Origin of the sequence: Frankia sp. Mgl5 (genome assembly GCF_023242985.1) — a bacterium.
GTDB lineage: Bacteria > Actinomycetota > Actinomycetes > Frankiales > Frankiaceae > Parafrankia > Parafrankia soli.
On sequence record NZ_JALKFY010000808.1, the window covers coordinates 43255 to 62455 of the forward strand.

Consider the following 19201-nt stretch of genomic DNA (forward strand, 5'->3'; position numbering starts at 1 on the left):
CCCCGGCGGGCCGGGGCGGCGCCGGCCCCCCCCCCCCCCCCCCCACCACCCGGACCATGCGTGCCGCGACATGACCGCTGCTCACCAGACGGAGGCGATGCTGTGGATTCCCGGCGCAGTCCGCTGCTCTACGCGCCGCTCGACGCCGCACTGTTCCGTGCTGCTGCCCTGTCGGATGAGTCGGCGAAGGCGATTGCCGCGAAGGCCTGGCCTGGCGCGGACTGTGACGACGGGGTGCGCTGGTGCACCTGGCTGGCCGAGGTTTGGGCCCATCCATCCATCGCCGTCGCCGTGGAGACCGCGAGCCCGGTGCTGGCGGCCGGCGTCGAGGAGGCGTGCCGCGGGGAGAGGCCGCCCGCGCGGCGGGCGCGCCGGCTGGGGCTGGCAGTGGCGCGCTATCTGGTGCGGATGAGCCGGCGGGCGACCCCGTTCGGCCTCTTCGTCGGTGTGGCCCCGGCGCGGTTAGGCAACGAGTCCGCACTGCGATGGACTGATGCTGATCTGCTCTACCTGCGGGCGGATTCCGTATGGCTCGCTGCGGTCGTCGCCCGGTTGGAATCCATGAGCGGTATCCGCGCGGCGCTGACCGTGGTGGCCAACGACCTGGCTCTGGTCCGCGGCGGCCGGCTGGTGCTTCCGTGGCGCCCGCATGCCCACCCGCCAACAGATAGCTTCCTGCCCGCCGAGGTGTCGATCCGCTACAGCCGAGCAGTTCAGACGGCAATGGTGTGCGCGGAGGTCCCCGTCCAATTTTCCGATCTTGTTGATGCGGTGGGGGCCACGCTCGGTCTTCCTCTCCCTGGCGTCGAGGCGATGCTGGCCCAGCTACTGACGTACGGCGTTCTCGTGAGCAACCTGCGCCCACCTGCGACGTGCACGGACGTCGTCGCGCACCTTCTCGGCACGCTGACGGGCATCGAGGACTCAGGCGCGCCAGTCACCACGCACTGGTCCGATGGCAGCTTCGGTGCTTCCTCAGCGGCCCTCATCGAGGGCCTTCGACTGGTCCAGGCCGACCTCGTGGGAGCACGCGGCCTGGACGGTTCGGTGCCGCAGCCACCTCTGGCGGCCGTCCGTGAGCGGATGCGGGCAGTGTGCTCGGTGGTTGAGCAGCCACTCGCGGTTGATCTGCGGCTGGACTGCACGGTGACGGTGCCGGAGGTGGTGGCGACGGAGGCCGCTGCGGCGGCCGGAGCGCTGCTGCGGATGACCCCGCATCCGGCTGGCAACCCGTCCTGGCGCGAGTACCACCGCAGATTCATCGACAGGTTCGGTGAGTCGGCGCTGGTACGAGTTGATCAGCTGGTTGACCCGGTGGTCGGCCTGGGCTATCCAGCCCACTTCGGCCCGGCAGGGACAGAGCCTGCCGACGGCGTGCCGCTCCGCGACGAGTTCCTGCTGCAGCTCACTCAGCGCGCGGCGCTCGACGGCCAACAGGAAGTCGTACTGGACACCGCCGCCCTCGACGCCGTGTCCACGCCGGCGGACGGGTCCTGGGCGGAACCACATGTCGAGATCTGCGTCGAGGTCCTGGCGTCATCGGAGGCGAGCCTGTGCCAAGGCGCGTTCATCCTGTTGGTGATGGGTGTCAGCCGGACCGCGACCGCGATGAGCGGCAGATTCCTCGATCTGCTCCCTGACGCAGACCGTCACCGGATGGTGAGTGCGTTCCGCCAGCTACCCACGGTGGTCGACGGCGCGGTGGTAGCGCAGCTGTCGTTTCCCCCGGGACATGCCCGTTTGGAGAACGTCACCCGCGCTCCCCGCATTCTGGCGGACTGGATCTCGCTCGCCGAGCACCGCGAGCGCCAGCACGGCCGGATCCCGTGGACGGACCTGGCGGTCACGGCAGACAGCGCGCGGCTCTACCTGGTGTCTCTCTCCCGCCGCTGCGTCGTCGAACCGTTGCTGACGCACGCGGCGGCCCGACAGACCTTCCCACCGCTCGCGCGGCTGTTACACGAGCTGCCCCGCGCTGGCGCCGGGACCGTCGCCCCGTTCTCGTGGGGCGCGGCGGGTTGTCTCCCGTTCCTGCCGAGGGTTCGCCATGGTCACACGGTTCTGGCACCGGCCCGCTGGCGCGTCCATCCTTCCGATTTCCCAGGCCCGCAGGCGGCCGACCAGGAATGGGCTGACGCGCTCGGGCGGCTCCGGCAGCGATCAGGACTGCCCCGGTGGGTGAGTACCGGCCGGGCGGATGTGCGGCTGCGGCTGGACCTCGACGAACGGTTGGATCGCGACCTGCTGCGCGCTGAACTCGACGGTGCCAGCGGTGCTGTCAGCCTCTGCGAGGCACCAGCTCCAGATGACTACGGCTGGGCCGGCGGCCGAGCCCACGAGATCGTGTTCCCCGTGGCGACCACCGTCGCCCCGCATCGGGCACCAGCCGTGGTGACGGCGTCCGGTCCGATGACGGTGACCGACGCGGCATCCGGGATCCTGCCAGGGTCGACGGTGCTCTTCGCGAAGCTGTACTGCCATCCGGACGTGGTCGACACGATCCTCACCGGCCACCTGCCCGCGCTGCTCGACACCGGGGACGTGCCTGCGCCGTGGTGGTTCATCAGGTACCGCCACCCCGCGCCCCATCTACGCCTGCGGATCCGCCTCGCACCGGACGCCCAGGACGCCGCCGAGAGCTACGGGCGAGCCGTAGCCCGGGTCGGTGTCTGGGCGGAGCAGCTGCGGGCGCGGCGTCTCATCGGAGATCTGGTGCTCGACACCTACCACCCTGAGACGGCCCGATACGGCGCGGGCGAAGCGCTCGCCGCGGCCGAGAACCTGTTCGCCGCCGACTCTGCCGCCGTCGTCGCCCAGCTGGTCGCCCAGGCCGCCAACCGGGCGCTGCACCCTGCGGCGCTGACAGCGGTCAGCATGGTCGACCTGACCTGCGCACTGATCGGCGACAGGCACGCGGGAACACGGTGGCTTCTGGACAACCGGCGGGCCTCCGGGGTGCCAGCTCATCGGCCGGTGCTGCGCCAGGCCATCGCGTTGTCCCGAGCAGATCGTGGCGGCTCCGCTCCCGGCGGCGCGGTCCCGCGGCTTCCGGCAGCGGTGTGCGATGCCTGGGACGCCCGGCGCCGGGCCGCCGAACACTATGCGGCCCAGCTCGCCGCATCACCGGGCCGGCCGGATCACAGCGAGGTGCTGGGGTCGCTGCTGCATCTGCACTACGTCCGTGCCCACGGCATCGACGCGACGGCGGAGCGTGCCTGTCACCGACTCGCCCGCGCGGTCGCCCTTGCCTGGCACAACACCGACCAGCAGGCCCGTCTCGTCCCGGCTGGAACGGAAGGCTCATGACCGTGGTTGGCGATCCGCGCACCCGCACGGCGACCATCGCCGCCCGGCTGGCCGACGCGCTGGCCGCGCCACCGCCGCCCGAGACAGGCAACGACCGCAGCCCCAGCAGCCCCCGCTGGCAGGGCCAGTCGCTGGCAGAGGGAGCGGCCGGCGTCGCGCTTCTCCATGGCGTGCGCGCCAGCTCCCGCCACGGCGACTGGGACACCGCCGACGGCTGGCTGACAGCCGCCGCCAGCGAAGATCTTTCCGCAGGGCCGAGCGCCGGCCTGTGGTTCGGCGCCCCGGCGCTCGCGCTCGCACTGACGGTGGCGCCGCCACCCGGCCGCCACCAGCGCACGGCCCAGCGGCTACATGCCGCTGTCGCAAGACTGGTCGAACGCCGGCTCACAGCGGCCCACGCCCGGATCGAGGCGGGACAACGACCGGTACGAGCGGAATTTGACCTGGTCCGAGGCCTGACCGGGCTCGGCGCGTACCTCGCGGTCCGCGACCCCGACGGCGAGCAGCTCCGCCAGATCTTGACCTACCTCGTCCGGCTCACCGAACCGGTACCTGCCACGGACACGGCCGGGCGGGCCGCGCCCGGCTGGTGGACCATCGACGTTCCCACCACCGCACCGCCCGAACCGTTCGCGGACGGCCACGCCGACCTGGGCATGGCCCACGGCATCGCGGGACCGCTTGCCCTGCTGGCTCTCACCCACCGCCGCGGGATCACCGTCGCCGGCCAGACCATGGCCCTTAACCGGATCTGCCGCTGGCTGGACGCCTGGCGCCAGGACAGCCCCACCGGGCCCTGGTGGCCGGAACGGATCACCGCCAGTGACCTGCTGGCGGGTCGACCGACCCAGCCCAGCCCAGGACGCGCGTCCTGGTGTTACGGCACTCCCGGCCTGGCCCGCGCCCAGCAGCTCGCCGCCATCGCCCTGGCTGACACCGCCCAGCAACAGCGCGCTGAGGCAGCTCTCGCCGCCTGCCTCACGAACCCCGCTCAGCTCGCCCAGTTCGTCGACCCGGCGATCTGCCACGGCTGGGCGGGCCTGATCGCCACCGTCCGCTGCGCCGCCACCGACGCCCGCTTCCACCCGCTCGCCAGCCACCTCCCCGACCTGATCGACCAGCTCCTCCGCAGCCTCGACACAGCGCCCAGCACCGGCTGGCGACTCACCGGCCTCATCGACGGCACGGCGGGCATAGCCGCAGTCCTGCACGCCATCACGACCGACACCGGCGCTCTCTGGGAGACCGCGCTCCTGCTCGACCTTCCTCCGGCCCTACCAGCCCAGCGCTCGGGAGACAGCGAGTGAGCATTCCCGACGCCGAGTCCGCCTGGTGCGGGGTGACGGTGTGGTGCCAGGACTGGCAGGCAGCCGAACATCTGGGGGTCACCCAGCTGGCACCGCTGCTGACTACAGCTGAGCAAGCGGACGAGATCAGCTTGTGGTGGTTCACCAGGAAGGCAACATCCTGGCGGATCCGATGGCGCCCTGGTCCAGGAAGAGACGGCGCGGGGTTCGGCGACCGCAGGCTTCGTGTCGTGCTCGACGGCGACACGGTCAATCGCTGGGCGCCCGCCGTCTACGAGTCTGAGATCCATGCCTTCGGCGGCCCCGCCGGCATGGACGTCGCGCATCTGCTCTTCCACCACGACAGCCGCAACGTCCTCGCGCACCTCGGCCGAGCCCGCCCTAAGCATCGGGCCGAGATCGGACTCGTACTGGCTGTGGCGCTACTGAAGTCCGCTGGCCAGGACTACTACGAACAGGGTGACGTCTGGACTCGCGTCGCCGGTCACCGCCGCACCCGCCAGGCGAGCACACGGCAGCCCGGCGCCGCATCGGCTGCCCGAACCGCCGTTTGGCAACTTCTCGCCGCCCGCACAGTGCAGCCGCTCGAAGCGTTGCCGGCATGGCCAGCGGCGTTCCGGCACGCTGGTCGGTCACTTGCGAACCTCGCCGACCAGGGTCAGCTCACCCGCGGCCTCCGCGCGGTTCTCGCCCATCACATCCTGTTCGCCTGGAACCGTCTCGGCATCCCCGCCTCCGACCAGGCGCAGCTCGCCCACACCGCCGCCGACATCATCTTCGATGGCCTCGGCTCGACCCCTGACGAACGGTGACCACGATGACCAGCCGAACCCCCGAGCAGCTCCGCGACGACCTGGTCGCCGACATCCGCCGCTGGGGCACGTTCCGAACCGCCCAGGTCGAAGCCGCATTCCGCACGGTGCCGCGACACCTTTTCCTGCCCGACGTCGACCTGGAAACCGCCTACGGCCCACAGGTTGTCGTCACCCGGCGAGCCCCCGACGGCACCGCGCTGTCCTCGGCCTCGCAACCCAGCCTCGTCGCCGCCATGCTCGAACAGGCCGACGTCCAGCCCGGCCATCGCGTCCTGGAGATCGGCACCGCCACCGGCATCAACGCCGCGCTCCTGGCCGAGCTCACCGGCCCGACCGGCCAGGTGACCACCATCGAGATCGACGAGGACCTCGCCGCAGGCGCGCGCACCGCGCTGACCACAGCCGGCTACGAGCGCGTCGATGTGATCGATGGGGATGGTGCGGCGGGCCACCCGGGCGGGGCGCCCTACGACCGGATCGTGATCACGGCCGGGGCCTGGGACCTGGCCAGGGGTTGGTGGAACCAGCTTGCCCCCGCTGGCCGCATCGTCGTCCCCCTCCGTCTCCACGGAAGCGGCCTCACCCGCTCCCTCCCGCTCGACGCGGTCGAGCCGGGCCGGCTGGTCAGCCGCTCGGCGCTCGTCTGCGGATTCGTCCCCCTGCGCGGCACCGACGCCCACAGCGGACACGTGCTGACCCTCGCGGACGGCGTCACCCTGCGCGTCGATGACCACGACCCCGCCGACGAAACGGCGCTACGCGCCGCGGCGGCCAGCCCACCCCACAGCCTGTGGACCGGGCTGACGATCCACGACGACGAACCGACCGCCCACCTCGACCTGTGGCTCGTCACCGCCGGCGCCCGGTTCGGCCGCCTCGCCGTCGACACCACCATCTGCCACGACAGCCAGCTCACTCCGACGCGACGCTGGGCCGGAGCCACCATCCACGACGGGACCACCATCGCCTACATCACGCTGCGCCCCCTCACGCCCGACACCGACGAACTCGGCGTCACCGCCCACGGACCCCACGCGGCCACCCTCGCCGCGCACCTCACCGACCTGCTGCACCACTGGCGCAAAGAAGGCCCTGCCGAACCTGTCGTCACCGCCCATGCCGCAGACACCCCGGAGGACCAGACCGTCGCCGGACACCGCATCGACCGGCCGAACAGCCGGCTCACCGTCCGCTGGCAGCTCTGAGAAAAGGCGCGACCCGGTGGCCCTCACCACGTCAATGGATGCGGCACCCACGACGTTCACGCTCGTCGCCCCACGATTTCCCCTCGTCCCCCGTGACCGGCCATCCTGCCCAGCCCTCGACGCCCGGATCGCCCACGTCGCCGCCCTCGCCGCCCAGGCCGCCGAGGACGGCGACAACGCACTGCTGCGCGCCGCCGAAGCTCACAACCTCGCGGCGCTGATCGCCAGCGACTGCGGACTACCTGACCTCGCCCACCGCCTCTGCTGGCGCCAAATCGACACGCTTCCGTTCCACCGCCCTCTCGACGGGGCAACGGCGAAACTTGCCCTTCAGCCCCTGATCAACCTGGCGCGGCTGCGGCTACGCACCGGCGACGGTCCCGGTGCCCACCGTCTCCTCACCACGCTCTACGGCGCCGTCGCAACGAAAACCGAGGCCACCCTTGACGGCCGGACCTTCACCTTCGACGACTTCGTCACCGCTGCTGACCATCCCCAGCTCGTCAGCTGGCTGTGGACCGTCCTACTCGCCGACGGAACCCGTGCCCTGACCCGCACCGGGCACTGGACCGAAGCCCTCGACCACCTCCACCGCCACAAAGGCATTGGGCGGCGCCTCCTCGACGGCCGCCAAACAGCAATCATCGCCCACCACGCCTGTCAAGACCACCACACCGCCGAGCAGCTCCTCGCCGCCACAGCGACCACCCAGCCCTGGGAACAGTCCGTTGCCGTCTGCCTCCGTCTCTTCAACGACCGCATCACAGGCCACAAAGCTCCTGGCGACGGCTGTAGCGTGATCGGCGAACTCTCGGCGTCGAACACCCCTGGGCACCTGACATTCCGCACTCAGCTCGGGCTGTGCCTTCTCGACCTCGCGGGCACATCCGATTACCTGCGACCTACGCTCGACACGATCATCGGTGGTGCCCTGGAAAGCGGCGATGCATACGCTGCCCGCGACCTTCTCAACCACCAAGCTGCCCGCAGCTACCTGCGCGACGACCAGTTCGAGCTCCTCACCGAAATACGACGGCGCTCCGGACTCGGCGTCGGACACATCCCTGAAGGGCTCCGCAGAAGGCTCCTAGCCGCGGTCACCGCCTCCGCCCTTACTGCTCGGTGACCCGCGTCACCGGCAAGACAAGCATCACTCCTGTCGCGTGAAACCGGAAGCGGGTCTGTCCAGGATCCCGCTTCCGGGCGGGGGGCCGGTTCCGGCTCGACCCTGTGCGCACTGCGACGTTGCTGTCACATCAACCAGCGGTACTGAGGCAGATGCCGGAGACGAAGGACATCTGCGCCGCCCATCGATCTCCAGACTAAAAGACCTACGATTTACAGTTTAGCCAAGGAAGTTCCGTGGACGATACTCCCTTCCCTCTAACGTCTACTCAATTGCACACCACCGTTCCGCACTCGGCACGGATCTACGATTACTTCCTGCAAGGAAAGGATAACTTCCCGGCGGACCGGGAAGCCGGGGAGGCGGCGCTGGAGGTTTTCCCGTATGTGGCGGAGGCGGCGCGGGCGAATCGACGATTCCTGCACCGGGTTGTGCAGTACCTGGCCGAGCAGGCAGGGGTCTCGCAGTTTCTGGATGTGGGGACGGGGATTCCGACGTCTCCGAACCTGCACGAGGTCGCTCAGGGTGTGCGGCCGGAGGCGGGTGTGGTGTACGTGGATAACGACCCGCTCGTGCTGGCGCATGCCCGTGCATTGCTGACCAGCTCGCCGCAGGGACGCACCGCCTATCTGGATTGCGACCTGCTGGCCCCGGACCGGATCCTGTCGTCGCCGGAGGTCCGAGACACGTTGGATCTGTCTCGGCCGGTCGCGTTGACGCTGATAGCGGTGCTGCATTTCGTGCCCGATGAGGCCGACCCGCTCGGTGTGGTGCGCCGGCTGCTGGAGGCGTTGCCCTCGGGTAGCTACCTGGCTCTTTCGCAGGTGACCGCCGATTTCAACGCCGAGGCCATCGGGCAGCTCGCCGAGACCTACCGGGACCGGGGTATCGCGGCGCAGCCGCGTAGCCGCGCCGAGGTGACCCGGTTCGTCGACGGGTTGGAGCTGGTCGAGCCCGGAATCGTCGCGGCGCACCGATGGCGACCCGACGCCGCAGAGGACCACGGGCTGGTGGACGAGCAGGTGTCGGTCTGGTCCGTCCTCGCCCGAAAGCCGTAACGGGATTTGTACCTCGTCCAGGGCCGGTCCTGACCGGACAGGGAATCACCTCGCCCGCGACCCGATCAGGGTCCGCTACCACCACGCCCGCTGCATAACCCGCCAGCGGCGACCACACCGAAAGAGATCGTCCCCATGACCCTGCCCACACGCGACAGTTCCCCGGACGCCTTGCACGCGGCGATGGTCCGCCGGCTCGCCCGCTCCGGGAACGTCCTCACCGATGCCGTCGCGGACGCGATGGCCGCCGTGCCCCGCCACCTGTTCCTGCCCGACACACCGCCGAGGATGGCCTACTCCGAGCAGGACATCATCACCAAACGCGCCGCCGCCGGCCCGGCGCTGAGCTGGGCATCAGCGCCCGGGACCATCGCCACGACACTCGAACAACTCATCGTCCTTCCCGACCAGAACGTTCTCGAGGTCGGCACCGGAACTGGTTACACCACCGCTCTCCTCGCCCACCTGACCGGCACGGGCGGACACGTCACCACCCTCGACATCGACCCCGACATCACCGCGGCGGCCCGCGACACCCTCACCGCCACCGGCCACACCACGATCACCGCGCTCACCGGCGATGGCCGGCACGGCCACCCCGACGCCGCGCCCTACCACCGGATCGTCGCCGCCGGCACCTGGGACATCCCCGCGGCCTGGTGGGACCAGCTCGCCCGCGGCGGCCGTCTCGTCGTCCCCCTACGCCTGCGCGGCGCGAGCTACAGCATCGGATTCGCCCACCGGGGCGACCGCATGGTCTCCGACACCATCGGACCCGCCGGCCTCACACCCATGATCAGCGGTGAAGGGGAACGGACCGCGTCCATCCACCAGGACAACCTCGTCTGCCTGGTCTGGGATCACGACCAGCCGATCACCAGCGCCGCACTGAGCGGAGTCCTGCACCGTGACCGGGCGGTCGCGGTCTCCGGTGTCACGCTGGGCCGCAACACCCCGGTGGACGGTATTTGGCTACGCCTCGCCGCGACCGAAGCAGGCTGCTGCCGCATCACTGCCCGAGGGCCCGCCGTCACCTCACAGCTGTGCACACCCGCGATCCCGCTCGGGAGCCCGGCTCTCGTCGAGGACGACTCCCTGGCCTACCTCACTCTCACCCGCGAACACGACGGGTACACCCACGTCCTGGGCGCCGTCGGATACGGCCCGAAACGCCATCAGCTCGCTGACCGGATCATCGCCGCGATCCACGCGTGGGATCGGGACCGCACCGCAGCCCCGACGATCATCCTGCATCGCGGCACACCCAATACCACCAGCCGAACCAGACTGATCATCAAAGGTGAGAATCGTCTGACGATCACCCACTGACCTCGGTGCTGGCCAAGGCGTAGTACGACTGCGAGCAACGAAGAAGCGTCGGTGTCCGGCCGGCCCGCGTTCTCCCAGCTGACGGTGCGCGTCCCGCGAGGTCACCTAGCTCGCGGTCACCGGCCTGATCATCATGGGCCGCCACTGCCCGCCGCGTGACGGCATGTCTGCGCCGGGCACGATCCCGACCAGGGACAACCGCCGGGACATTGCCTTCTGATCAGCCCGTGTCGCCCGGTACCCACAGGGAGGGCCAGGCAGGAAGATGACTGTCCGTCGCGCCACGGAGCTTCCAGCGCCCCGACCATGGCAGATTATTGATCCTCTGGGTTAAAACAATTTTGCATGAACCTGCCATGCACTTGCATCGGCACGAGAAGATGCCCTCAGACTAACCGGGGCCCACTACGTTGAGTCAACTCCTGGACTCGCCGAGCCGAGCAGGCCACCCTGAGGCAAACGTCGAGGACAAAACAAGATCGACAAATGCCTGGGTTGAGGGGGCCGCGGAAGGCCAGGGATCTGACCAGCGGTTTTCCGCATTCGCGATCGCCGTCCCCCGCGGACCGGCCACCGGGACCGACCGCCTGGCCGCAGCGCTTTGGCCGCCTGCCCAGCCTTCGCACTTGAGACGATAAGCTACTCAGAGTAGCTGACCGGATTGCTCCGGCGCAGCCTAGACCGTTCCGCCCACCGTGTCTCCTGTGAGATTTACACCCCTTGTCCTCACTTGGTGTAGAGGGTCTATAACTCTCGCACCTTGAGGGGGTCACTTAAGCGAGGGGCACGGGTCAGATGGGTAACGGAACGTGAGGCGGCACGGATGGTCGCTCGGCGGCACGGTCGCCCTGCTGGCCCTACTGGCAACCAGCGCCTGCGCCGACGGCACCGGCGCCCCACCAGCGCCGGCACCTCCAGCAACGGCCCGGCCCATTCCCTCCCCGGCCAGCCCCTCAGCGTCGTTGACCGCGGCACAGGTCGCTGAGCGCGATGCCCTCGCCGCTTACCGGGGCATGTGGGAAGACTGGGTGCGCCTCGCGGAGACCTCCGACTATCAAAATCCTGATCTTGCGCATCATGCTAGCGGCGAGGCATTGAGCCTTATCTACAAGAACATCTATCTGAACAAGAGTGACGGCGTTGTAAGTCGCGGGAATCCGGTGCTGCAGCCTCGCGTCACATCCGTATCTCCGCCGGAGGCGCCAGACCAAGCAGTTATCGAGGACTGCGTTGACGACCGCGACTGGCTGAACTATCGGGCCGACGGGCAACGTCAGGACGATGAGACGGGAGGTCGGCGCCTTACCCAGGCCCTGGCCTTGGAAATGGCCGGAGCATGGAAGATAGATCGGCTTGTCGTGCAAACAGTCGGGACGTGCTGAGATGGTGGGCAGCGATTAGCGTGGCGCTCTTTTTAGGGTTCGTCTTGGCCGGCCCGGCCGCAGCACGAACTCCCCTCGGCTACGTCGAGTGCAACCCGAAGGCCGAGCAGTGCGACCTATTTGCAGAAAATCGACCAGATCCGGCTAGTCCTGCGCCTCTACGTCCCGCACCCCCTCACTCGACCCAACCGCAGGCAGATCGCGAATGCACGAGCCCCTTTACACATGAGCCCGTGCGCTGTGTAGATCCTGAACTCGGATGGCTCGCAAACGACGGCTGCTACTACAAGAGCGCCGCTGGATTTGTGGCGACACCTGAATTGGAAACGCGGGAGGCGACTCCAGGTGTGGCAGGTTCTTGGTATGAGCGTAAATGCGTTGGATTGAGTGGCAGCGGGGCGGTGGTGTGGCGGCCGGATGCGGCAATTGGTGCGGTTGTTCCGCCTTCGCCGGAGGTAGTGGCGCAGCGGGCCGTGAGTCAGCTGGTGTTGCCGTCTCCGGTGGTAGAGGTGTCTCCCGGCCTGGATGTGGTGCAGACGGTCGGGGTTCCGGTGTGGTTGTGGATTTCGGGTGGGTGGGGGCCGGTATCTGCGACGGCGGCGGTGCCGGGGGTGTCGGTGACGGCGACGGCGCGGCCGGTGTCGGTGTTGTGGGATTTCGGGGCCGGTGGGCAGATCCGCTGTGCGGGTCCAGGCCGGGCGTTTCGGCCGGGTGTCGATGACCCGGCAGCCGGATCGGAGTGCTCGATCGCGTTCGCGCGTAGTTCGGCGGGTCAGCCGGGGGGCCGGTTCCCGGTGACGGTGACGGTGACCTGGCAGGTGGGGTGGGCCGGTGCCGGTCAGACCGGTGAAGCCGCGGGGCTGACATCCCAGACGGCCGCGTCGGTCGCGGTTGGGGAGTCGCAGGGCCTGGTGTTGCCGGGGGCGGGCAGGTGAGCGCGGCGGGCCGGACACGGCGTCATGGGGATGTGCGTCTGCCGGTGCGGGAGAGGTCTCGGGGTGGGGCGGCTCGGCGGGCGCTGGTCGGGGTGCTGCTGGTCGCACTGTCCGTCGCCGCGTTCGTCGTCATCGGTGGTCAGCGAGAAGGCCGGAGGGAGTTGCTGGTCGTGGCCCGCGACGTCCCGGCCGGCCGGGTGCTGACGGTGCAGGATCTGCGCCCGGTGTCGGTGGGTGCCGGGGCCGGGGTGGATGTGGTGGCTGCGGACGCGGTGGATGCGGTCGTGGGCCGGGTGGCGGTGGTGCCGCTGGTCGCGGGCAGCCTGCTCCCCGCGGGTGCGGTAGGGGATGGGTCGCGGGTGCCGCCGGCGGGGCGGGCAGTGGTCGGGGCGGCGTTGAAGGCAGGCCAGTACCCCCCGGAGCTGGCTCGGGGCGATGGGGTGTCGGTCATCCTCAGCGCGGCGTCGACCAGCGGCGCGGACCCCACGGTTTCCACGCCCTCGACGGGCTCACCGGCCCGGTCGGTGCAGGGGCTGGTCGTGACTGTCCAGGGCGACGAGGCGAACCCGGCCGGGGCCGGCGGGGTGGTGGTGGTGTCGCTGCAGGTCGCGGACGGGGACGCCGAGACCGTGGCCGAAGCGGCGGCAGCAGGTCGGGTCGCGCTGGTGGTGCGGGCGGTGTCCCGGTGAGCGGCCTGGTCGTGGTGGGGTCGGTGAAGGGTTCGCCGGGGGTGACGACGGCGGCGTTGGCGCTGGCAGCGGCCTGGCCGGCCGGTCAGACCGAAGCCGATCCGCTGCTGGTGGAGGCCGACCCCTCGGGTGGGGATGTGGCCGGCTGGTATCAGCTGCGGGGCTATCCAGGGCTGTTGAGCTGGGCGGCTGCCGCACGCGGCGGAGCAGCCCCGGTGGACGCGCACGTGTGGGAACTCGCCGGCGATGTGGGGCTGGTGGCGGGGCCGGTCGAGGCCGGCTCCGCCCGCGGAGCGGTCGCGGTCCTCGCCCAGACCGGGTCAGTGCCCGAGGCAGCGTCAGGCCGGCTGATCGTGGCGGACTGCGGCCGGCTCGACCCCGCCTCTCCTGCGTTGCCGATCGCCGGGGCTGCCGGGGTGCTGGCGGTGCTGGTGCGTCCGGTCCCCGCCGAGCTGGCCCGCGTGACGGCACGGGCCGGGGAACTGACTGGCGCAGGCCGCCGGGACTGCGTCCTGATCCTCGCCGGCGAATCCGCCTGGCCCACCGGACGGGTCGAGGACGCTGTCGGCCTGCCCGTGGTCGGAGTGTTGCCGCATCATCCGCGGGCCGCGGCTGGTGTGTCCGGGGGGCGGTTCGGCCGTGGAGCCCGCCGCTCCCAGCTCCTACGCGCCGCCGCCGACATCGCCACCACACTCGACCGCCGCCTCGCCGCACAGCCCACCGGATCGTCGCGGGCCCTCGCCCCGCCACCCACGGTCGCGCCACCAGGTCCACCGCCGCTGCGGGCCGGTGTTCACCCTCCTGCTCTGCCCCGCTCGACGTTCTCCCTCCCGCAGCGGGGGGAGCAGCGGGCTGCGGTGTCCGGCTGGGTTCCCACGGTCCCTGACCGGGCCGGCCCACCCCCGGCACGCCACCGGGAAGGCCAGCGATGACCGACAACGTCGACGCGCTGGCGGCCCGGGTCCGGGTGCAGGTCGGCGCGGCACTGTCCGCGCGGCTGCAAGCCCGAGAAGCCCAAGGGCTTCCGCCGTTGGGTCGGGCGGATCAGCGGGCGTTGACCTCGGAGCTGATCTCCGCCGTGTTGGCGCGGCACGCCCAGACCCAGCTCACCGACGGCGGGCAGTTGCTGTCCGCCCAGGTCGAAGAACAGATCAGCCGAACCGTCCTCGACAGCCTCTACGGGCTCGGGGGGCTGCAGCCGCTGCTCGATGACCCGAGCATCGAGAACATCTCGGTAAACGGCTGCGACGTGGTGTGGGTGCGCCGCTTCGACGGCCGCCGCGAACGCCTCCCCGCGGTCGCCCGCTCCGATGCCGAGCTGGTCGAGCTCGTCCGCACGGTGGTGGCACGGGCCGGGGTGGAGGAACGCCGCTGGGACCGGGCCTCCCCGGAGGTGTCCTGCCAGCTCCCCGACGGCTCCCGCCTCCACGCCCTGATGGCGGTGGCGCATCGGCCGGTGGTGTCGATCCGCCGCCACCGCTACCAGCAGATCACCCTCGACCAACTCGTCACCGACCTGCACATGCTCAACGCCGAGCTACGGCACTTCCTGAACCGGCTGGTCCTGGCCCGACGCAACCTGCTCATCGCCGGCGGGACCGGCATCGGGAAAACCACCTTCCTACGCGCACTGGCCGCGGACATCCCGTACACCGAGCGGATCATCACGATCGAGGACAGCTACGAACTCGGCCTGGACCGCGACGGGCAGCACGGCGACGTCGTCGCACTGCAGGCCCGCGAGCCCAACATCGAAGGCGAAGGCGCGTTCAGCCAGGCTGACCTCGCCCGCTCCGCGCTCCGGATGAGCCCCGACCGGGTCATCGTCGGAGAAGTCCGCGGCGCCGAAGTCATCCCCATGCTCAACGCCATGAGCATGGGCGTCGACGGCTCGATGGCCACCATCCACGCCTCCTCCTCCGGCGCGGTGTTCCTGAAACTGGCCGCCTACGCCGCGCAGGCCGCCGAACGGCTCAGCATGGAAGCCACCATGCTGCTCGCGGCGAGCGCGGTGCACTTCGTCATCCACCTCGGCTACACCCCCGACGGGCGGCGGGTCGTCTCCAGCGTCCGCGAGGTCGTCGGCGCCGACGGGATGATCATCTCGACGAATGAGGTGTGGCGCCCCGGCCCCGACCGCACCGCCGTCCCCGGCGCACCGCTGCGCCCCGACACCGCAACCCTGCTCGCCCGCATCGACGACCACCGGCACTCCTACCGCGCTCCCAGTGCCGACAGCGGCCCGGACGGTGGCTGGGCGCCATGGTGAACGCAGATGCCGGGGTGCTGCTCGCGGTCGGCTGCGGGACGGGCTGCGGGATCGGCCTGTGGCTCGCCGGTACAGGCACCGCCCCGTTCACCGCGGCAGCCCGCGCGTGGGCGGGCCGGCGGATCGGGGGCCTGTCCCGCCAGGCCCGCGCCGCCCGCACTCTCGGTGCGGTTGCCGCAGCGATCGTCGTGGGGCTGCTGACGGGCTGGCCTGTGGCCGCCGCCCTCGCAGCGTTGGCGGTGGTCATCCTCCCGGGGCTGCTCACCTCGGGCCGGGCCGAGCAGGCCCACACCGACCGGGTCGAGGCGATCGCGGTATGGACGGAAATGCTGCGCGACACCCTCGCGGGCGCCGCCGGCCTCGAACAAGCGATCCGCGCCACCGCGCCCATCACCCCCAGCCCCATCCGCGCCGAGGTGGTGCAGCTCGCCACCGCCCTCGACGCCGGGACCCGCCTGCCCGACGCGCTCGCGGAGTTCGCGGACGCTGTCGATGACCCGACCGCCGACCTGGTGGTCGCAGCGCTGGTGATGGCCGCGACCCGCCAAGCCCGTCACCTCGCCGACCTGCTGGGCCGGCTCGCCGCCGCCGCCCGTGACCAGACCGCGCTGCGGCTGCGCACCGCGGCGTCCCGCGCCCGGATCCGCACCTCCACCCGGGTCATCGCCACCACCACCCTGGCCATGGCCTTCGGCCTCGTCGTCCTCTCCCCCGCCTTCGTCGAGCCCTACGACAGCGCCGCCGGGCAAATAATGCTGCTCGCCGTCGCCGCCCTCTTCGCCGCCGGGCTGACCTGGCTGTCCCGCATGGGCCGCACCCCAACCTCAGGAAGAATCCTCACCCGCCTACCCGCCCGGAGCCGACCATGACCGGGCTTCTGCTCGCCTACGGCACGGCCACGGGTGTGGGCCTGTGGCTGGTCTGGACGGGGCTGCGCCCCGCCGAACCCGACCTGCGCCAGCTCATCGCCGACCTGCACCCCACCCCACCGACCCCCGGCGAACCAGCGACAGTCTCGGGCGGGTGGGCGGCTCGCGCGGGACGTCCTCTCGCCCGCCGGCTTACTCCCGGCTCGCTCATCCCGGCCAGTATCAGCCGCGACCTTGTCTCGCTCGACCGGGATCCCGCCACCCACCTCGCCGAGAAGATCACCAGCGGGGTGGTCGGGTTCTTCCTGCTCCCGCTCCTGGCCGTCGTCCTCGCCGTCGGTGGGGTGCGGCTGCCTGTGGTGTTGCCGGCGGCGGGTGCGCTCGTCCTCGCCGCCGTCGGGTTCGTCGCACCGGATCTGGCAGTCCGCGCCGACGCCGCCGCGCACCGCCGGGCGCTGCGCGCCGCCTTCTCGAGCTTTTTGGATCTGGTGGTGATCGCGTTGGCGGGCGGCGCCGGGGTCGAGCAGGCCCTCGATGACGCCGCGTCCATCGGTACCGGCCCCGCCTACACCCAGCTGCGCCGCGCTGTGGACACCGCTGTCCTCACCGGCACCCCGATCTGGACCACCCTCGCCGACCTCGGACACCGCCACGGCATCCCCGACATCGTCGAGACCGCCGCCAGTGTGGAACTCGCCGGCGGGGAAGGCGCGAAGATCCGCGCCTCCCTCGCTGCCAAAGCCGCTTCCATCCGCCTACGTGCCCTCACCGACGCCGACGCGGACGCCGCCGCGGCCACCGAACGCATGTCCCTACCCGTCGCCCTGCTCTTCCTCGGATTTCTTCTCTTGATCGGCTACCCCGCCGTCGCCCGCGTCATGACCAGCCTGTGAAAGGTCCGCGAGTTCACCCATTCCGACCCCTGCCCGGAAGGATCCCTCCCGCCGTGCCCCGACTCCGCCGCGCCGGCCCCCGCGCCGCGATCCGCCGTCCAGTAGCGGCAGCCACCGCCATGGTGCTCGGCCTGCTGACCCTCGCCTACGCCCGTCTGCACGCGTGGGAGACCCGGGCCCGTGAGGAGGACCGGGACGGCGGCTACAGCACCGAGACCGTCATCGTCACCGCGCTGCTGGTCGTCCTCACGCTCGCCGTCATCGGGATCATCGGCCGAGCGCTGATCGACAAGGCCAACAGCATCGACCTATGACCCCGCCACCCACCCTCCACGCGCGGCGGATCCCGCTTCCACTGCGGCCCGCCTGCCGCCGCGCCCTTGGGCACTTCTCCGAGCGCACCGGCGACAGCCGAGAGGCCCCCGACACGGGCGCGGTCAGCGTCGAGCTGGTCATCGCCACACCCCTGCTGATCACCATGCTGCTGGTCGTCATCCAGTACGCCCTGTGGGCGCACGCCAGCCACATCGCCGCCACCGCCGCCCGCCGCGGCGCGGACGCCGCCCGCGCCTACGGCGCCACCCCCACCGCCGGATCTGATGCCGCGCAGATCACCCTCGACCAGCTCGGCGACACCGTCCTCACCGCCACCCACATCCAGCTCGACGCCCGCCCGGAGACGGTCACGATCACGGTCACCGGGACCGCGGTCAGCCTGCTACCCGGAATCTCCCTGCACGTGACCGGTCACGCCACCGGAACCGTCGAGCGGTTCACCCCATGAACCGCTCTTCCGCCCGCCCCGACCGGTGGCAGCGATGCGGGCCTGCGCAACCGAGCGCAGAAGGTGCTAGCGATACGGGATCGGCCGCCGTCGAACTCACCCTACTCACACCGCTGATCATTCTACTGCTGGTGCTGATCATCTACGCGGGGCGAGCGGTGAACGCCCGCGGGCAGGTCGACAGCGCCGCACACACCGCCGCCCGCGCCGCGAGCATCGCCCGCACCCCCACCCAGGCCCGCGCCGCCGCCCAAGCGGCCATCGCCCCCGACCTCACCGGTGCAGGACCCTGCACCGCCCTCACCGTCCAGGTCGACACCAGCCAGTTCCACCCCGGAGGCGTCGCCCGCGCCACCGTGGTCTGCCAGCTCGACCAGTCCGACCTCGCCGCCGGCCTGCCCATCCCCGGACAGCGGACCCTCACCGCCACGGCGAGCGCCCCCATCGACCTCTATCGGACGGTCATCACCGCCCGTCTTCCCACAGGCGGCCCGGTCTTGGCCCGGATCGGTGAACGCACGTGAGAGTAGCCCGCGTCCTGAGGAAGCGGTGGCGAAGCGCCGCCGCCCTGCTCGGCGCCGTCGCCGCCTTGGCCGCGGTAGGTGCCGTAGCCGTGGTCGCCGCTTTCGACAGCCAGCGCACTGTCACCTCCGGCCCGCCCCCGGCGGCGGCCTCCCCCCTGCAGGACGCCCCCGACCCGGACGGCCGGATGCTCCTCCCGCCGGCACGTTCCTTCGCGGACAACGGGGTACCGCTGCACTTTCCACACACCACCGCAGGAGCGGTATCGGCTACGGTCCGCTGGAGCCAGATGGTGATGCCCCGCGATCCGGCCGACCAGACCGGCATCTTCGCGGTGATCGCCACCCGCGGCTATCTGACACGCGCCGAAGGCATCGTCGACGACGGCTACAGCCCACCCCGCCTCCCTCCAGACGGTGCGCTGTTCTTCCGCCCCCTCGGCGCCCGGGTTCTCTCCGCGGAAGCTGACCGCACCACGGTCGCCCTCCTGCACGCCAGCAGGGTCGCCACCAGCGCCACACCTACCCCACCGCTGATCGGGACGGTCACCTGGACGCTGACCTGGACTGACGGCGACTGGCACCTCGACGACATCCACCCCACACCACCCTCCGCCCGGCTGCGACTGCCGACCTCCGACAGTCCGGCTGCGGTCACCGCGGCGGGCTGGGACCGGTTCCACCGTGCCTGACCAGGACCAGGACCGGGATCG

General features: G+C 70.9%; 17 protein-coding genes. All 17 read left to right on the plus strand.

What is annotated here, in order from left to right; genetic code table 11:
- Nucleotides 1-102: 102 nt before the first annotated feature.
- The 17 genes from MXD62_RS30255 (at nucleotide 103) to MXD62_RS30335 (ending at nucleotide 19180) form a co-directional block, all read left to right on the plus strand.
- Nucleotides 103-3306, plus strand: coding sequence for a lantibiotic dehydratase (locus MXD62_RS30255; protein ID WP_248832778.1), 3204 nt, complete (start codon nucleotides 103-105; stop codon nucleotides 3304-3306).
- Nucleotides 3303-4613: a lanthionine synthetase C family protein gene (locus tag MXD62_RS30260; RefSeq protein ID WP_248832779.1), complete on the plus strand. Its 1311-nt coding sequence runs from the start codon at nucleotides 3303-3305 to the stop codon at nucleotides 4611-4613. The genes MXD62_RS30255 and MXD62_RS30260 overlap by 4 nt, the downstream gene beginning before the upstream one ends.
- A gap of 32 nt (nucleotides 4614-4645) precedes the next feature.
- A complete protein-coding gene (locus MXD62_RS30265) occupies nucleotides 4646-5425 on the plus strand; it encodes a thiopeptide-type bacteriocin biosynthesis protein (RefSeq protein ID WP_308301351.1) in 780 nt (259 codons plus the stop codon).
- Between the two features lie 5 nt (nucleotides 5426-5430).
- Nucleotides 5431-6633, plus strand: coding sequence for a methyltransferase, FxLD system (fxlM, locus tag MXD62_RS30270; RefSeq protein WP_248832780.1), 1203 nt, complete (start codon nucleotides 5431-5433; stop codon nucleotides 6631-6633).
- A 16-nt stretch (nucleotides 6634-6649) separates the two neighbouring features.
- Complete coding sequence (locus tag MXD62_RS30275; protein ID WP_248832781.1) at nucleotides 6650-7759, plus strand: hypothetical protein; 1110 nt, start codon at nucleotides 6650-6652, stop codon at nucleotides 7757-7759.
- Between the two features lie 272 nt (nucleotides 7760-8031).
- Nucleotides 8032-8817 (plus strand): SAM-dependent methyltransferase, encoded by a 786-nt coding sequence (locus MXD62_RS30280; protein ID WP_248832782.1) that lies wholly within the window; start codon nucleotides 8032-8034, stop codon nucleotides 8815-8817.
- Nucleotides 8818-8952: 135 nt separating this feature from the next.
- Nucleotides 8953-10146, plus strand: coding sequence for a methyltransferase, FxLD system (fxlM, locus tag MXD62_RS30285; protein ID WP_248832783.1), 1194 nt, complete (start codon nucleotides 8953-8955; stop codon nucleotides 10144-10146).
- 1028 nt (nucleotides 10147-11174) lie between these two features.
- Nucleotides 11175-11528: a hypothetical protein gene (locus tag MXD62_RS30290; RefSeq protein ID WP_248832784.1), complete on the plus strand. Its 354-nt coding sequence runs from the start codon at nucleotides 11175-11177 to the stop codon at nucleotides 11526-11528.
- 979 nt (nucleotides 11529-12507) lie between these two features.
- Entirely contained in the window at nucleotides 12508-13152 is a 645-nt protein-coding gene (locus MXD62_RS30295) for an SAF domain-containing protein (protein WP_248832785.1), read from the plus strand.
- A complete protein-coding gene (locus MXD62_RS30300; RefSeq protein WP_131625858.1) occupies nucleotides 13149-14084 on the plus strand; it encodes a chromosome partitioning protein in 936 nt (311 codons plus the stop codon). The genes MXD62_RS30295 and MXD62_RS30300 overlap by 4 nt, the downstream gene beginning before the upstream one ends.
- The gene (locus MXD62_RS30305) at nucleotides 14081-15421 is read left to right on the plus strand and encodes an ATPase, T2SS/T4P/T4SS family (protein ID WP_248832786.1); all 1341 of its coding nucleotides are present in this window, start codon (nucleotides 14081-14083) and stop codon (nucleotides 15419-15421) included. Before MXD62_RS30300 ends, MXD62_RS30305 begins: the two co-directional genes overlap by 4 nt.
- Nucleotides 15415-16290 (plus strand): type II secretion system F family protein, encoded by an 876-nt coding sequence (locus MXD62_RS39485; RefSeq protein ID WP_285224241.1) that lies wholly within the window; start codon nucleotides 15415-15417, stop codon nucleotides 16288-16290. The genes MXD62_RS30305 and MXD62_RS39485 overlap by 7 nt, the downstream gene beginning before the upstream one ends.
- Nucleotides 16287-17183 carry a type II secretion system F family protein gene (locus MXD62_RS30315; protein WP_248832787.1) on the plus strand — a complete coding sequence of 299 codons (897 nt, stop codon included), beginning with the start codon at nucleotides 16287-16289 and terminating at the stop codon, nucleotides 17181-17183. The genes MXD62_RS39485 and MXD62_RS30315 overlap by 4 nt, the downstream gene beginning before the upstream one ends.
- 119 nt (nucleotides 17184-17302) lie before the next feature.
- The gene (locus MXD62_RS30320) at nucleotides 17303-17497 is read left to right on the plus strand and encodes a hypothetical protein (RefSeq protein ID WP_251082548.1); all 195 of its coding nucleotides are present in this window, start codon (nucleotides 17303-17305) and stop codon (nucleotides 17495-17497) included.
- Nucleotides 17494-17967, plus strand: coding sequence for a TadE family protein (locus MXD62_RS30325; RefSeq protein ID WP_248832789.1), 474 nt, complete (start codon nucleotides 17494-17496; stop codon nucleotides 17965-17967). The genes MXD62_RS30320 and MXD62_RS30325 overlap by 4 nt, the downstream gene beginning before the upstream one ends.
- A complete protein-coding gene (locus MXD62_RS30330; RefSeq protein WP_285224242.1) occupies nucleotides 17964-18491 on the plus strand; it encodes a TadE/TadG family type IV pilus assembly protein in 528 nt (175 codons plus the stop codon). Before MXD62_RS30325 ends, MXD62_RS30330 begins: the two co-directional genes overlap by 4 nt.
- Nucleotides 18488-19180 carry a hypothetical protein gene (locus tag MXD62_RS30335; protein ID WP_248832791.1) on the plus strand — a complete coding sequence of 231 codons (693 nt, stop codon included), beginning with the start codon at nucleotides 18488-18490 and terminating at the stop codon, nucleotides 19178-19180. Before MXD62_RS30330 ends, MXD62_RS30335 begins: the two co-directional genes overlap by 4 nt.
- Nucleotides 19181-19201: the final 21 nt, after the last annotated feature.

Coding starts and splice junctions, on each gene's coding strand:
- MXD62_RS30260 (WP_248832779.1), top strand. CDS start 3,303: ATGACCGTGGTTGGCGATCCGCGCACCCGCACGGCGACCATCGCCGCC.
- fxlM (WP_248832780.1), top strand. CDS start 5,431: ATGACCAGCCGAACCCCCGAGCAGCTCCGCGACGACCTGGTCGCCGAC.
- fxlM (WP_248832783.1), top strand. CDS start 8,953: ATGACCCTGCCCACACGCGACAGTTCCCCGGACGCCTTGCACGCGGCG.
- MXD62_RS30305 (WP_248832786.1), top strand. CDS start 14,081: ATGACCGACAACGTCGACGCGCTGGCGGCCCGGGTCCGGGTGCAGGTC.
- MXD62_RS39485 (WP_285224241.1), top strand. CDS start 15,415: ATGGTGAACGCAGATGCCGGGGTGCTGCTCGCGGTCGGCTGCGGGACG.
- MXD62_RS30315 (WP_248832787.1), top strand. CDS start 16,287: ATGACCGGGCTTCTGCTCGCCTACGGCACGGCCACGGGTGTGGGCCTG.
- MXD62_RS30320 (WP_251082548.1), top strand. CDS start 17,303: ATGGTGCTCGGCCTGCTGACCCTCGCCTACGCCCGTCTGCACGCGTGG.
- MXD62_RS30325 (WP_248832789.1), top strand. CDS start 17,494: ATGACCCCGCCACCCACCCTCCACGCGCGGCGGATCCCGCTTCCACTG.
- MXD62_RS30330 (WP_285224242.1), top strand. CDS start 17,964: ATGAACCGCTCTTCCGCCCGCCCCGACCGGTGGCAGCGATGCGGGCCT.